The organism is Luteimonas sp. A537 (assembly GCF_054052065.1).
Genome location: NZ_JBSVRH010000003.1, coordinates 168521 through 182037, shown reverse-complemented (window position 1 = coordinate 182037; position 13517 = coordinate 168521). Strand labels below are relative to the sequence as shown.

General features: G+C 71.1%; 11 protein-coding genes. 7 read left to right on the top strand and 4 right to left on the bottom strand.

What is annotated here, in order from left to right:
* The first annotated feature begins 14 nt into the window (after positions 1-14).
* Positions 15-533, top strand: coding sequence for a hypothetical protein (locus ACW7GZ_RS08465; protein WP_457004278.1), 519 nt, complete (start codon positions 15-17; stop codon positions 531-533).
* A gap of 21 nt (positions 534-554) precedes the next feature.
* Here the strand turns inward: ACW7GZ_RS08465 and ACW7GZ_RS08460 are convergent, their stop codons facing one another.
* The 3 genes from ACW7GZ_RS08460 to ACW7GZ_RS08450 form a co-directional block, all read right to left on the bottom strand.
* Positions 555-1811 carry a putative Na+/H+ antiporter gene (locus tag ACW7GZ_RS08460; protein WP_457004276.1) on the bottom strand — a complete coding sequence of 419 codons (1257 nt, stop codon included), beginning with the start codon at positions 1809-1811 and terminating at the stop codon, positions 555-557.
* An 88-nt stretch (positions 1812-1899) separates the two neighbouring features.
* On the bottom strand, positions 1900-2193 hold the full coding sequence (locus ACW7GZ_RS08455; RefSeq protein ID WP_457004740.1) for a hypothetical protein: 294 nt from the start codon (positions 2191-2193) through the stop codon (positions 1900-1902).
* 124 nt (positions 2194-2317) lie between these two features.
* Positions 2318-3526 carry a DesA family fatty acid desaturase gene (locus ACW7GZ_RS08450; protein ID WP_457004274.1) on the bottom strand — a complete coding sequence of 403 codons (1209 nt, stop codon included), beginning with the start codon at positions 3524-3526 and terminating at the stop codon, positions 2318-2320.
* A 154-nt stretch (positions 3527-3680) separates the two neighbouring features.
* Here ACW7GZ_RS08450 and mutM point away from each other — a divergent pair, with 154 nt between their 5' ends.
* Genes mutM through ACW7GZ_RS08435 form a run of 3 tightly spaced genes read left to right on the top strand, consistent with a single transcriptional unit; the run spans position 3681 to position 7974 of the window.
* Positions 3681-4505, top strand: a complete 825-nt coding sequence (gene mutM / locus ACW7GZ_RS08445) for a bifunctional DNA-formamidopyrimidine glycosylase/DNA-(apurinic or apyrimidinic site) lyase (RefSeq protein ID WP_457008769.1) — start codon at positions 3681-3683, stop codon at positions 4503-4505.
* 37 nt (positions 4506-4542) lie between these two features.
* On the top strand, positions 4543-5106 hold the full coding sequence (locus ACW7GZ_RS08440) for an ECF-type sigma factor (RefSeq protein WP_457004270.1): 564 nt from the start codon (positions 4543-4545) through the stop codon (positions 5104-5106).
* A gap of 30 nt (positions 5107-5136) precedes the next feature.
* Positions 5137-7974 (top strand): protein kinase domain-containing protein, encoded by a 2838-nt coding sequence (locus ACW7GZ_RS08435; protein WP_457008767.1) that lies wholly within the window; start codon positions 5137-5139, stop codon positions 7972-7974.
* 1 nt (position 7975) lies between these two features.
* Here the strand turns inward: ACW7GZ_RS08435 and ACW7GZ_RS08430 are convergent, their stop codons facing one another.
* Entirely contained in the window at positions 7976-8599 is a 624-nt protein-coding gene (locus tag ACW7GZ_RS08430) for a thymidine kinase (protein ID WP_457004266.1), read from the bottom strand.
* 108 nt (positions 8600-8707) lie between these two features.
* On the opposite strand from ACW7GZ_RS08430, the gene ACW7GZ_RS08425 reads away from it, so the two are divergent.
* The 3 genes from ACW7GZ_RS08425 to ACW7GZ_RS08415 all read left to right on the top strand — a co-directional run bounded on the left by ACW7GZ_RS08425 (position 8708) and on the right by ACW7GZ_RS08415 (position 13517).
* Positions 8708-10687 carry a UvrD-helicase domain-containing protein gene (locus tag ACW7GZ_RS08425; RefSeq protein ID WP_457008765.1) on the top strand — a complete coding sequence of 660 codons (1980 nt, stop codon included), beginning with the start codon at positions 8708-8710 and terminating at the stop codon, positions 10685-10687.
* Positions 10688-10760: 73 nt separating this feature from the next.
* Positions 10761-11705 (top strand): 5'-nucleotidase, lipoprotein e(P4) family, encoded by a 945-nt coding sequence (locus ACW7GZ_RS08420; protein ID WP_457004261.1) that lies wholly within the window; start codon positions 10761-10763, stop codon positions 11703-11705.
* 873 nt (positions 11706-12578) lie between these two features.
* Positions 12579-13517 carry a hypothetical protein gene (locus ACW7GZ_RS08415; protein WP_457008764.1) on the top strand — a complete coding sequence of 313 codons (939 nt, stop codon included), beginning with the start codon at positions 12579-12581 and terminating at the stop codon, positions 13515-13517.

Below are 13517 nucleotides of genomic sequence, written 5' to 3'. Positions count from 1 at the left end.
CATCGGGAGCTTCCATGCTGCTGGAGTTCATCGCCATCATCGCCGCCGGCTTCGGCCTGGCCGGCATCGCGCTCTCGATCAACATCGCCCTGCGCAAACGCCTGCCGCAGTGGATCGTTCCCGCCGCCGCGGGCGCCGGGATGCTGCTGATGGCGATCTGGTTCGAGTATTCCTGGCTCGACCGCACCACCGGCACCTTCCCCGACGGCGTGGAGATCGCGTCCACCAACCACGTGCGCTCCTGGTACCGCCCCTGGACCTACGTGGTGCCGTTGACCAACCGGCTGATCGCCGTCGACCACCGCTTCGACCGCCGCCACGCGGACGTGCCCGGCCAGGTGCTGACCCGGGTCATCCTCGCCGGCCGCTGGGAGCCGACGCGGCAGTACGGCGCGGTGTTCGATTGCGACGCGCACCGCCGGGCCGACCTGCTCGATCAGGTCGAACTGGAGGACGGCGGACACTTGAAGAATGCGAACTGGGTGCAGCTGTCCGCGGATGATCCGGTGCTGCGCAACGCCTGCGGCAGCTGATCCCCGGCGCGGGACGCGGGCTCAGAGCCAGCGCAGCGCCACGATCGCCACCAGGGTCGGTGGCAGGGCCGCGATCAACAGGCCCAGCGGATGCACCGACTCGTTGTTGAAGTGCCGCCGCACGATGGACATGCCGGCCGGGTTGGGCGCGTTCGCGATCACCGTCAGGCCGCCGCCAGCCACCGCGCCGGCCACCAGCATGTACTTGAACTCGTCGCTCAGGCCCTCGACCAGGGAGCCGAGGTAGGTCAGCGCGGCGTTGTCGGTGATCGCGGTCAGGCCGGCCGCGCCGAAGAACACCGCGTCGCTGCTCATGTTCATCAGCAGCGGCTCCAGCCACCACCGCTGCATGCCGCCCAGCACCACCAGGCCGGCCAGGAAGAAGGCGACCAGCAGGCCCTCGCGCAGGATCAGGCGATCCTGGTACTGGCGATAGGCGGTGGCGACGCCGAGGAACACCAGGAAGATCGCCATGAACATCGCGGGATGGTGCGCGAACACCACCAGGCCGACCAGGAACAGCAGGTGCACGATGACCAGCGGGATCGACATCGGCACCTTCGTGTCTTCCTTCGCCGAAGGCAGCCTGCCCAGCTCCTTGCGGAACACGAACACCACGGCCGCGGCGTTGAACGCGACCGCGAGCGCCGCCTTCCAGCCGAAGTTCGCCATCATGAAGGCGATGTCCCAGTTCCACTTGCCGGCGACCATCAGCACCGGTGGCGCGGCGAACGGCGTCAGCACGCCGCCGATCGAGACGTTGACAAACAGCGTGCCGAGCAACGCGTACTTGACCTTGTTGGACACCTTCACCGCGTAGACGCGCCGCGCCAGCATCATCGCCGCCAGCGTCATTGCCGCCGGCTCGGTGATGAACGAGCCCAGCAGTGGCACCAGGGCCAGCACGCTGAAGCAGAACTCCAGGCCGTTGCGCCAGGGCAGCAGCCGCGCCAGGCCGTCCACCAGGTGCGTGGCCGCCCACAGGATCGGCCGCGTGCCCGCGATCACCATGATCGCGAACACGAACATGGGCTCGGTGTAGTTGCGCGAATCGACGTAGGCGGTGGCCTCGGGCACGCCCTCGAGCAAGGCGAAGGCCACCACCAGCAGCATCGCCCAGAAGCCGAAGACCACTTCCACTTCGCCCAGCAGGTGCCAGCTGCCGGCGTGCGCCGGCTGCCGTTGCGCCAGGCGCAGGAACAGGGTGGTGCTGAAGGTATGCACGATCGCCAGCGCGAACAGCACGCTGGCGACGACTTCGATCGTCGCAGGATTCATCGGCGCTGTGCGGCGTGTCCCGGCATTGGCAGGATGCTAGCAGTTCGTCGCCGGCCGGGCAGCGCGGCACGCGCGCCGACGCGTCGGCTCAGGCTTGCGGGGGCGCGACCAGCTCCCGTGCATCAAGGAACCCGTCGCCGTCCGCGTCCTGCTTGGCGAAGCGCGCCGCCAGCCGCGTGCGGTGCTGTTCGAGAGTGAGCGGCCCGCCCTTTCCGCCGGGCAGCTCGGCCGACGCCAGCACGCCGTCGCCGTCGCGGTCCATCTCCCGGAACGCGTAGCCCATCCAGTCGAGGTACTCGGCCAGCGACACCCGGCCATCGCCATCGGAGTCCATGCGTTCGAGGTAGTCACCGGTGGCGGTGACCTGCGCCGCGGCGACCATGGAGATCACGGCAACCAGTGCGCCACCCAGCAACGCCGGGCCGAACGCACGGCGGCCCGGCTGTTTCCAGCCGGGCCGCCGCGTATCCATGTCGGTCACTGCGGGCACGGAGGCGCCCTCTGCCTCAGCCGCGCGCCGGCTGCAGCGAATACCCCTTCAGCCGCGCGGCATAGTCCTGCAGCACGCGGATGCCGCTGGCCTCGGCCTCGTGGCACCAGGCTTGCAGGTGGGCCAGCGAGTCGGCGGCATTCTGGCTGCGCGCTTCAAGCACGGCCGCCAGGCGGGCGCGATACTCGACCAGGGTGCGGATGCGCGGGCGCTGCTCGACCCAGTCATGAAGCTCCGCGCGGGCCTCGGGCTTCAGCCAGCGGCCGTCGTCCACCAGGCCCCGGCGCAGCTTGCGCGGCAGCAGCGCGCGAAGCTTCGCCCCGGCCGCGGCGGCCTCTTCGCGCAGGGCGGGCTTGAGCACGCGCTTCTGGTAGTCGGTCATGGCCTGGAAGCGCAGCGCCAGCAGGGCCTTGAGGGTGTCGGAGTCCGGCACGTTGATGTTCGGGCGCACGTCCAGCGAGGGCGCCACGCGCAGGACCTTGGCCAGGCGCACCGCCTGCAGGCCCTTGATCACCGCCCAGCCGATGTCGAACTCCCAGCGGCGCAGCGCGAACTTGGCCGAACTGGGGAAGGCGTGGTGGTTGTTGTGCAGCTCTTCGCCACCGATCCACACCGCCCACGGGCTGAGGTTGGTGGCGGTGTCGGTGGTCTCGAAGTTGCGGTAGCCCCACCAGTGGCCCAGGCCGTTGACCACGCCGGCGGCCCAGAACGGGATCCACAGCATCTGGATCGCCCAGATCGCAACGCCCGCGGCGCCGAACAGGGTGGCGTTGATGGCCAGCATCAGCACCGGGCCCATCGTCGCGTGCGGGGTATAGAGCTTGCGCTCGATCCAGTCGTCGGGCGTGCCGCGGCCGTACTGTTCCATGTCGGCGCGGTGCGTCCGCGCTTCCCGGTAGAGCTCGGCACCCTTCCAGAAGACTTCCTTGATGCCCTTGTGCATGGGGCTGTGCGGGTCTTCTTCGGTTTCGCAGCGCGCGTGGTGCTTGCGATGGATGGCCACCCACTCCTTGGTGATCATCGAGGTGGTCAGCCAGCCCCAGAACCGGAAGAAGTGCGCCAGCACCGGGTGGAAGTCGACGCCGCGGTGGGTCTGGCTGCGGTGCAGGTACAGGGTCACCGTGAAGATGGTCAGCTGGGTGACGATCAGGAAGAACGCGAAGAGACCCCAGAAACCGGACTGGACGAGGCCACCGGCGAGGAAGTCGAGCAGGGAAGCAGGCATGGCGTGGGGATAGTGGGGGGGTTCGCTTCCAATCATGGGATGTGCCCCGGGCGATTGCCACCCCTGCGCAGGCGTATGGCCGGGCTCCGCTTCACGTTCGTCGGCCACGCGCGCGCGGCTTGCGCGCGGGCACGAGCGCCTCCACGCTGCCTCCATGCCCGAACTGCCCGAAGTCGAGACCACCCGCCGCGGCCTGGCGCCGCACCTGGAAGGCGCGCGCGTGCAGGGCGTGCTGCTGCGCCGGCCCGACCTGCGCTGGCCGATCCCGCCCGAGGTCGGCGAGCTGCTGCCGGGCCAGCGCATCGACGCCGTGCGCCGGCGCGCGAAGTACCTGCTGCTCGACACCGCCACCGGCAGCGCCCTGCTTCACCTCGGGATGTCGGGCAGCCTGCGGGTGCTGCCCGCGGACACGCCGGCCGGGCTGCACGACCACGTCGACATCGCCCTCGCCGACCCCACGGGCGCCGCCCGCGTGCTGCGCCTCACCGACCCCCGGCGCTTCGGCTGCCTGCTGTGGCAGCCGCCCGGCGACATGCACCCGCTGCTTGCCGCCCTCGGCCCCGAGCCGCTGGGCGACGCCTTCGATGGCGACTACCTGTTCGCCCGCAGCCGCGGCCGCCGGGCGCCGGTGAAGACCTTCCTGATGGACCAGCGGGTGGTGGTGGGCGTGGGCAACATCTACGTCGCCGAGGCGCTGTTCGCCGCAGGCGTGTCGCCGCTGCGTGCGGCCGGCCGCATATCGCGGGAGCGCTACGCCGCCATCGCCGTCGAAATCCGCGCGGTGCTGTCGCGGGCCATCGTCAGGGGCGGCACCACGCTGCGCGACTTCATCTCGCCCGACGGCACTCCGGGCTACTTCGAGCAGGAGCTGTCGGTCTATGGCCGCGGCGGCGCGCCCTGCCCACGCTGCGGCCGCCCGCTGAACCAGGCGTTGGTCGCGCAGCGGGCCACGGTCTGGTGCGGAAACTGCCAGCGCTGATCACAGGCGCTATGATCGGGTGTCACGGGGGAGTGCCATGGTCGACTCTGCAGACATCACGCTGTTGCTCGATGCCGCCCGCGGCGGCGACCGCGCCGCGCTCGACAACGTGCTGGCCACCCTCTACCAGGAGCTGCACAGCATGGCGCGGCGCCAGCTGGCCGGGCAGTACGGGCAGACGCTCGACGCCACCGCCCTGGTGCACGAGGCCTACCTCAAGCTGATCGGGCGCCGCGAGGCCCAGTTCGACGACCGCGCCCATTTCTTCGCCTATGCCGCGTCCGCCATGCGCAGCGTGGTGGTCGACTACGCCCGCCAGCGCATGGCGCAGAAGCGAGGCGGCGACCTGCACCGGGTCACCGACCTGCCCGAGGACCTCGAGGGCGGCCTGCGCCTGGACGAGGACATGCTCGCGCTCGATACCGCCCTCACCCGCCTGGCCGCGGTCGACCAGCGGCTCGCCCACGTGGTCGAACTGCGCTACTTCGGCGGCCTGTCCGAGGTCGAGATCGCGGAGCTGCTGGAGCGCTCGGAGCGCAGCATCCGCCGCGACTGGCAGAAGGCGAGGCTGTATCTGTTGGCTTCGCTGAAGGCCGACTGACGGGGCGCCCGGCGGGCACGCGCGCGGCTGATGGATCCCGATCGCTGGCAACGCCTGTCCCCGCTGCTCGACGCCCTGCTCGAGCTCGGGCCCGACGCGCGCGCGCAGAGCCTGGCTTCGCTGCGCGAGGACGACCCGGCGCTGGCCGACGACCTGGAAGGCCTGCTGGATCTCGAGGAGGGCCAGGACGATTTCCTGTCCGAACCCGTGGTCTCGCAGCTGCCGCTGGCGCGCAGCGGTGCGGTGATCGGTCCCTACCGGCTGGAGCGCATGCTCGGCGAAGGCGGCATGGGCCAGGTGTGGCTGGCCAGCCGTGCCGACGGCCTCTACCAGCGCCGGGTGGCGCTGAAGCTGCTGCGGCCGGGGCTGGCCGACCCCAACCTGCGGCTGCGCTTCACCCGCGAGCGGCAGATCCTGGCCCGCCTGGGGCACGCGCACATCGCGCGCCTGCTCGACGCCGGCATCAGTGCCGACCAGCAGCCCTATCTCGCGCTTGAATACGTCGACGGCGAGCCCATCACCGACTGGTGTCGCCTGCGCGCGCCGACCGTGGAGGCGCGCCTTCGGCTGTTCCTGCAGGTCTGCGAGGCGGTCAGCCACGCCCACGCCAATCTGATCGTCCACCGCGACCTGAAGCCTTCCAACATCCTCGTGACCCCGCTCGACGAGGTCCGCCTGCTCGACTTCGGCATCGCCAAGCTGCTCGACACGCCCGACGTCGGCGCCGAGGGCACGCGCACCGGCGTGCGCGCCTTCACCCTGCACTACGCCGCGCCCGAGCAGATCCGCGGCGAGCCGGTCACCACCATGACCGACGTCTATTCGATGGGCGTGGTGCTGTACGAGATGCTGTCGGGCTGCAAGCCCTACCGGCTCAAGCGCAAGAGTGACGCGGAGTGGGAAGAAGCGATCCTCAGCGCCGATCCATCGCGGCCTTCACTCGCGCGGCAGCAGGGTGCCGGCGGCGATTCCGCCACCGCGCAGTCCCGCGCGCTAGCGCGCCGTGACGCCCGCCGCATCGCCGGCGACCTCGACAACATCGTGCTCAAGGCGCTGTCCAAGCAGCCCGAGCACCGCTATCCCTCGGTCGAGGCCCTGGCCCAGGACATCCGCCGCCACCTCGACGGCAAGCCGGTGCGCGCGCGCCCGCAGAGCGTGGCCTACCGGGCGCGCAAATACCTCGGCCGCCACCGCTGGGCCCTGGTCATCGGGACCGCGACCGCGGCGGTGCTGGTTGCGGCGCTGGCGATGGTGGCGTGGCAGGCGCAGCAGGCGGTGCAGCAGGCCACCCGTGCGCGCGCGCTGCAGAGCTTCATGGTCGGGCTGTTCGAGAATGCCGGCAGCGCCCGCGGCGGCGCGCATATCGACGTGAATCGGCTCCTCGACGACGGCGTGCGTCGCGGCGAAGTCGAGCTCGCCCAGCAACCGCTGGCCCTGGCCGAACTGCTGGGCGTGATCGCCCGCCTGCGCACGGGCCTGGGCGACTACTCCCAGGCCCTCGAACTCCAGCAGCGCCAGGCGGCGATCATCGCCGGCATCGAACACCCGCCGCCCGGCCTGACCCTGCAGGCCGCTATCGACATGGGCCGCATCCGCCGCCTGCTTGGGGATCCCGGGGCCTGCCGCGCGGTGATGCAACCGCTGCAGGCCCTGGCCCTGCGCGAACAGGAACGACTGCCACAGCTGGCTGCCGACTTCCATACCCAGCGGGCACGCTGCCAACGCGACAGCGGCGAACTGGACGTGGCGCGCGCCGGCTTCCAGCGCGCACTCGCGATCCGCCGCGGTGATCCGCTGCAGGATGCCGGCGTGGTCGAGAGTCTCCACGAGCTCGCGATCCTGCGCGCGGCCGCGGGCGAAAGTGCGTTGGCCCTGCGCGAACAGCGCGCTGCGCTCGACCTGCTGCACGACCGCCTCGGCACCCAGCATCCCCTGGCGATCGGCATCCTGCGTGCGACCTGCTCCCTGCAGCGCGAGCTGGGCGACCTGCATGCGGCCGAAGCCGACTGCCGCGAGGCCCTGGGGCTTGCGCTGGATGTCCGCGGGCCGCAGCACCGCGAGACCGTCGATGCGCGCCGCCAGCTGGCCGCGCTGCTGGTGGACAACGGCCGGCTTGGAGAGGCCGAGGCGATCTTCCTCGATGCGCACGCCTGGCTGGTCTCGCGACTGGGCCCTGCCCACGGCGACGTGGCCCGCAACCAGAGCAGCCTGGCGATCGTGGCCTGGGAGCGCGGCGATTTCGAAGAGGCACTCGCCGGCCTGGAGCAGGCGAATGCGACCTGGCGGCAGCTCGGCAACGACGCGATGCTGGCCAGCGGCCTGTTCAACCAGGCATTGGTGCTCCACGAAACCGGCGACCAGGCGCGCGCGGCGGAACTGCTCGAGGAGTCGCTGCGCCTGCGCCGTGGACGCTTCGGCAGTGATCACGGCCTGGTGGGCATCACCCTGCGCCTGGCCGGCGAGGTCGACGCCGCGCGCGGCCGGACGCAGGATGGTCTCGCGGCGCTCCGCCGCGCGGTGGCACTGACCAGCGCGGCCTACGGCGCCACCCGCCCGGTTGTCCGGCATGCCGAGCTGGCCCTGGCGCAGCTGGAAGCCGAGCTCGGCACCGAGGGCGCCCTGGCCCGGCTCGACCATCTCGCCACCCTGCCGGAGAGCGATACCGAGCTGCGCAAGATCGCCTGGCGGGCGCGGGCCACGGCCGCCGCGCTGCGCTGCCACGGGCCGCGTCGCGAGGAGTCGCTGGCGGTGTTCACCGCACTCGAACAGATGGTGGCGATGGCGCGACCCGAAGGCGGCGCGGTGGCGCGCGATCTGCAGCGCTGGAGGCAGCGATGCGACGCGCCACCGCCTCCACCGCCGGCCTGAGTCAGGCCAATGGCAGCGACGGCTGCGAGGGTTCGATGCGCCCCTCGCCGCGCACGACGCGCTTGAATTCGGCGCGGCTGACAGAGACGTAACGCTCGTTGCCGCCGATCTCGACCTGGGGGCCGTCCTGCACGGCGCGCCCCTGGTCGTCGACGCGCACGGTCATGGTCGCCTTGCTGCCGCTGTGGCAGATGGTCTTGATCTCCTGGATCTCGTCCGCCCAGGCCAGCAGGTACTGGCTGCCTTCGAAGAGCTCGCCACGGAAGTCCGTGCGCAGGCCGTAGCAGAGCACCGGCACGCCCAGCGCATCGACCACCTCCGACAGCTGCCAGGCCTGCGGGCGGGTCAGGAACTGCGCCTCGTCCACCAGCACGCAGTGCAGCCGGCCCTGTGCGGTGATATCCGCCTGCACGATGGCCTGCAGGTCATCGCCGCGGGCGAATGCCAGGGCCTCGGCCTGCAGGCCTATCCGCGAGGCCACGGTGCCGCTGCCGGCGCGATGGTCCAGCGCCGGCGCGAGGATCAGCACACGCATCCCGCGCTCGCGGTAGTTGTGCGCGGACTGCAGCAGGGTGGTGGTCTTCCCGGCGTTCATCGCCGAATAGTAGAAGTAGAGCTTGGCCATCGTGGAAGTCTAGCGGCAGCGCGAGGCCCCGCGCGACGGCGGCGCGCGGCCCGCCACGCGTTCGGTCCCGCCGCCGTTGATACAATCAACGGTCGTCCAGGAGCCCCCATGCACGGCCTCAACCCCCAGCAATCCGCGGCCGTCGCACACGTCGAAGGCCCGCTGCTCGTGCTTGCCGGCGCCGGCAGCGGCAAGACCCGGGTGATCGTGGAAAAGATCGCGCACCTGATCGATTCCGGGCGCTATCCCGCAAAACGCATCGCCGCGATCACCTTCACCAACAAGTCGGCGAAGGAAATGCGCGAGCGCGTGGCGCGGCGGATCCGCGGCGACGCCACCGAAGGGCTGACCATCTGCACCTTCCATGCGCTCGGGCTGCGCATGCTGCAGATCGAGCACGAGCGCGCCGGCCTGCGCCGCGGCTTCTCGATCTTCGATTCCGACGACTCATTGGCCCAGTTCAAGGACCTGATGCCGGGCGCCAAGCCCGATGCCATCCAGGCGATGCAGGGCCTGGTGTCGCGTGCCAAGAACGGCGGGCTCTCGCCCGAACAGGCGCGCGCGCTGGCGCGTTCCACGCCCGAGCACGACGCGGCGATGGTCTACGAGCTCTACCAGGCGCGCCTGGCGGCCTTCAACGCGGTCGATTTCGACGACCTGATCCGGCTTCCGGTGCATTTGCTCGAGAACGACGCCGATTGCGCGCTGGGCTGGCGCGAACGCATCGGCTACCTGCTGGTGGACGAATGCCAGGACACCAACGACGCCCAGTACCGGCTGCTCAAGGCGCTGGCCGGGGACACGGGCAACTTCACCTGCGTGGGCGACGACGACCAGTCGATCTACGCCTGGCGCGGCGCCAATCCGGAAAACCTGTCGCAGATGGCGCGCGACTACCCGGCGCTGAAGGTCATCAAGCTGGAGCAGAACTACCGCTGCTCCAACCGCGTGCTGCGCGCAGCCAACGCGCTGATCGCCAACAACCCGCACGAACACCTGAAGACGCTGTGGAGCGCGCAGGCCGACGGCGAACGCATCCGGATCCTCGAGTGCCGCGACGCGGCGCACGAGGCCGAGCGCGTGGCCGCGGAAATCCAGTTCATCCAGGCCGCGCGCCAGGTCGAGTGGAGCGAGTTCTGCATCCTGTTCCGCGGCAAGTTCCAGTCGCGCGCGCTGGAAAAGGCGCTGCAGATGCTGCGCGTGCCCTATCACCTGACCGGCGGCACGGCGTTCCTGGACCGGGGCGAGGTCAAGGATGCGCTGGCCTGGCTGCGCATGCTGGCCAACCCGGACGACGATTCGGCCTTCCTGCGCGCGGTGCAGTCGCCGGGGCGCGGCGTCGGCGCGACCACGCTGGCGAAGCTCGCCGAGCTGTCACGCAACGCCGGCATGCCGATGTCGCGCGCGATCGAATCGGTCGGCCTGCTCAAACAGCTGGCCCCTCGCGCAGCGAGCGCGCTTTCCGGCTTCGCCGACGTGGTCCGCGGCCTGCGCGCCGACGCCGCGCGGCTGACGCCCGCGGAGCTGGTGCGTGCGCTCAACGAACGCTCGGGCCTGCTGGCCGCACTTCGCGCGCAGTGCAAGACCGAGGAGATGTTCCGCATCCGCCGCGGCAACCTCGACGAGCTCGCCGACTGGTTCGACGGCGCACGCGGCGGGGCAGGGCCGGGCGAGCTGGCAGCATCGCTCGCCCTCCTCAGCCACGCCGACAAGGGCGACGCCGGCAACCAGGTGCGGCTGATGAGCCTGCACGCGGCCAAGGGCCTCGAGTTCCGCTACGTGTTCATCGTCGGCGTGGACGACGACACCCTGCCGCACGAGGCCAGCGTCGACGAGGGCCGCATCGACGAAGAGCGCCGGCTGCTGTACGTCGGCATCACGCGTGCCAAGGAACAGCTGTGGCTGTCGTACGCACGCGAGGCGCAGCGATGGGGCGAACGCCTGCGGCTGGTGCCGAGCCGCTTCCTCGACGAACTGCCGGCCGCCGAGCTGCAGCGCGACGGCGCCGACCCGGTGGTCGACGCGGCAAGGAAGAAGGAGCGCGCCGACGTCGGCTTCGCCGCGATCAAGGCGCTGCTCGAAGGCTGAGCCACCCCTCCCCCGCCTTGGACCGGTGGGGTTCCGGATAGACTCCGGGACTGTCCCGCACCCGGAATCATCCATGCGTCTCCAGCCGCGCTTGACCGTCTCACGCACCGCCGCCCTGTTCGCCATCGCCCTGGCGTTGGGTGCATGCCGGCACGTCCCATTGGCCGCTGACGCCAGCGTGCCGCCCGCGGCATCCGGCTCCCCTGCCGCATCGGCCGCGCCCGCGCCCGATGCCGTGCCGGCCGATGACAACCTCAACGCGGTGCTGTGGCTGCAGCGCTCGGTGGAATACCGCGCGATCTCGGAAACCGTGTTCCGCGCCGCCACCGAACGCCTGGACGCCGCGCTCGCGGATCCGTCGTGGGATGCGCTGGTCCCGGCCGAGCGCTCCGCGGCCGGGGATGCCGCTGCGCTGCCGCCCGCGGTGATCCTCGATATCGACGAGACCGTGCTCGACAATTCCGCCTACCAGGCGCGCCTGGTGATCGACGGCACCGAGTTCGCCGATCCCGCGTGGGACGCATGGGTGGAGGAGCGCAGGGCGGTCGCGGTGCCGGGCGCGGTCGCCTTCACCCGCGCCGCAGCGGCGAAGGGCATCACCGTGTTCTACATCTCCAACCGGAGCGCCACGCTCACCGAAGCCACCCTCGCCAACCTGCGCAGCGAAGGCCTGCCGGTACAGCACGAGGACGTCTTCCTCGGCCAGGGGATGCAGGTGCCCGGCTGCGAGCAGGCCGGTTCCGGCAAGACCTGCCGCCGCCAGGCGGTCGGGCGCAGCCATCGGGTCCTGATGCAGTTCGGCGACCAGCTCGGCGACTTCGTGCAGGTCACCGCGAATACCCCGCAGCAACACGCCGCGCAGCACGGCGAACATCGCGGGTGGTTCGGCGACCGCTGGTGGATGCTGCCCAATCCGACCTACGGTGCCTGGGAGCCGGCATCGTTCGGCAACGACTGGACGCAGTCGCGCACCAGTCGGCGTGCCCTGAAGCGCGAAGCGCTCCGGATCGACCGGTAACATTTTCAATGACTTAGCGGCCTACATTTCAGGCATTGCATCAGGAAGTGGCTGGGAGTAGGCTGTCCGCGCCACAACATAGTCCTCCGGCCAAGGCCGGCTTCACGGGAGACCTCGGGTCTCCCGTTTTTTTGCCTGCGATACAGCCAGGCCGGACGCGGACCACCTCGGGTCCACCCGAGGGTGCCTTAGCCCGTGCACCGGACTAAGGTGGCTTGGGGGCGATCCATCTGCGGCACCTGATGCCGTTTTCTGCCCAGTATGAGGCGCGCGATGCCCATCCTTCCCGTCAACCCGCTCCACAACGCGCTCGCCAAGGGTCCCGGGCTCCTGCCCGGCGCGCACAACTTGAGCTGGTTGACCAACCATACCGGGCTCCACGGCGGCAATCGCGGCGGCTTTCCGCTCGGATTCGGCAGCGATCCGGGAGGGAGTGCTGGACGCGCGCTCCCGGGTTGGAGCAGCGGCGGTCAGGGCAAGCCAGGCCAAGGCATTCCCGGGCCTGGCATTCCCGGCCCCCCCGGACTAGGCATCCCCGGTCCCGGCATTCCCGGCCATCCCGGCCAAGGCATTCCCGGTCCCGGCATTCCCGGCCATCCCGGCCAAGGCATTCCCGGTCCCGGCATTCCCGGCCCCCCGGGCCAAGGCATCCCCGGTCCCGCCCACCATGGCCATCCCGGACAGGGGCTCCCTGGTCCCGGCCACTACGGCAACCCGGGGCAAGGCCTGCTCCGGGAGGTCCTCGGTCTACCGCAACAGCTGCTGGGGCTGCCTCCGCTGCACACCGGCCATCCGCCGGGCCACGTGCCGGGCCAGGCCGGCTCCCAGGCAGCACAGGCGGCGGCGCCCGCCCACCCTGCTCCCGGGCAGGGCGTGAATGTCGCGCACCCCGAGCACGCCGGGCGCGCGCCGGCGGCGCCCGGGGCGATGCACAGCGTCGTGCCCATGGTCGCGGTGACGCATGCCGCGGCTTCGACCCATGCCGGTGCCGGCCTGATGCACGCCGCGCAAACCCAGGTACCCGTGGCGCAGCACGCACAGCTCGCCATGGCTCCGGCGCGCGCGGAACCTGCACACCAGGCCGTGCCGCTGGCGCATGCCGCCGCACCGGCCGCGCGCGCCGAGCCGTCGGTGCCGGCACCGCAGCGCGCCGAGATCGCGCCTCCGCGTGCCGACGCGGCCGGGAATGAGCGGGTAGCAATGCCGCCGCGCGCTACCGCCGCACCAACAACCCTTGCCGCGAGCACCTTGCCGGCGGCGGCAAGTGCCACGACCGCGGCAACGGCGGCACCCGCGAGCGCCACGGCGCTGGCCGCTGGCAGCACGGTGGTCGCCGCGCCCGCGGCACCGGCGGCCACCCAGGTCCAGGCTGCCGACGCCCGAAGCGGAAATCCGCTGGCGGCGGCGGATCGTGCACAGGTCATCGCACGCACCGACATTGCGGGGACCTATACCGGCGAAGGTCCCCATCGCCGGGGGCTGCGCCGGGCGGTGCATGCACTGCCCGGCGGGCTGTCGACGCTGCTCATGGCCCTGGGTGCACAGGGCAATACGGCCACTGCCAACCGGGATCCGGCTGCCGTGGAGCGCGAGCTGCGTGAAGGCATGATGCAGTGGCTGTTCTGGCTGCTGGCGATCATCGCCTATGGCTGCGTCGCGTTCGCGATCGTGGCGCTGCTGCCGGTCGGTGCGGGGGCCGTGGGCGATACTGCGGCGCGGACGTCCACCGCCGGATTCGCGCTGTTCGGCCTGCTCAGCGCCGCGGTGGCCTGGCTGCTCGCGAGAAGGCTGGGTTCGCGTCGCCAGGATTGA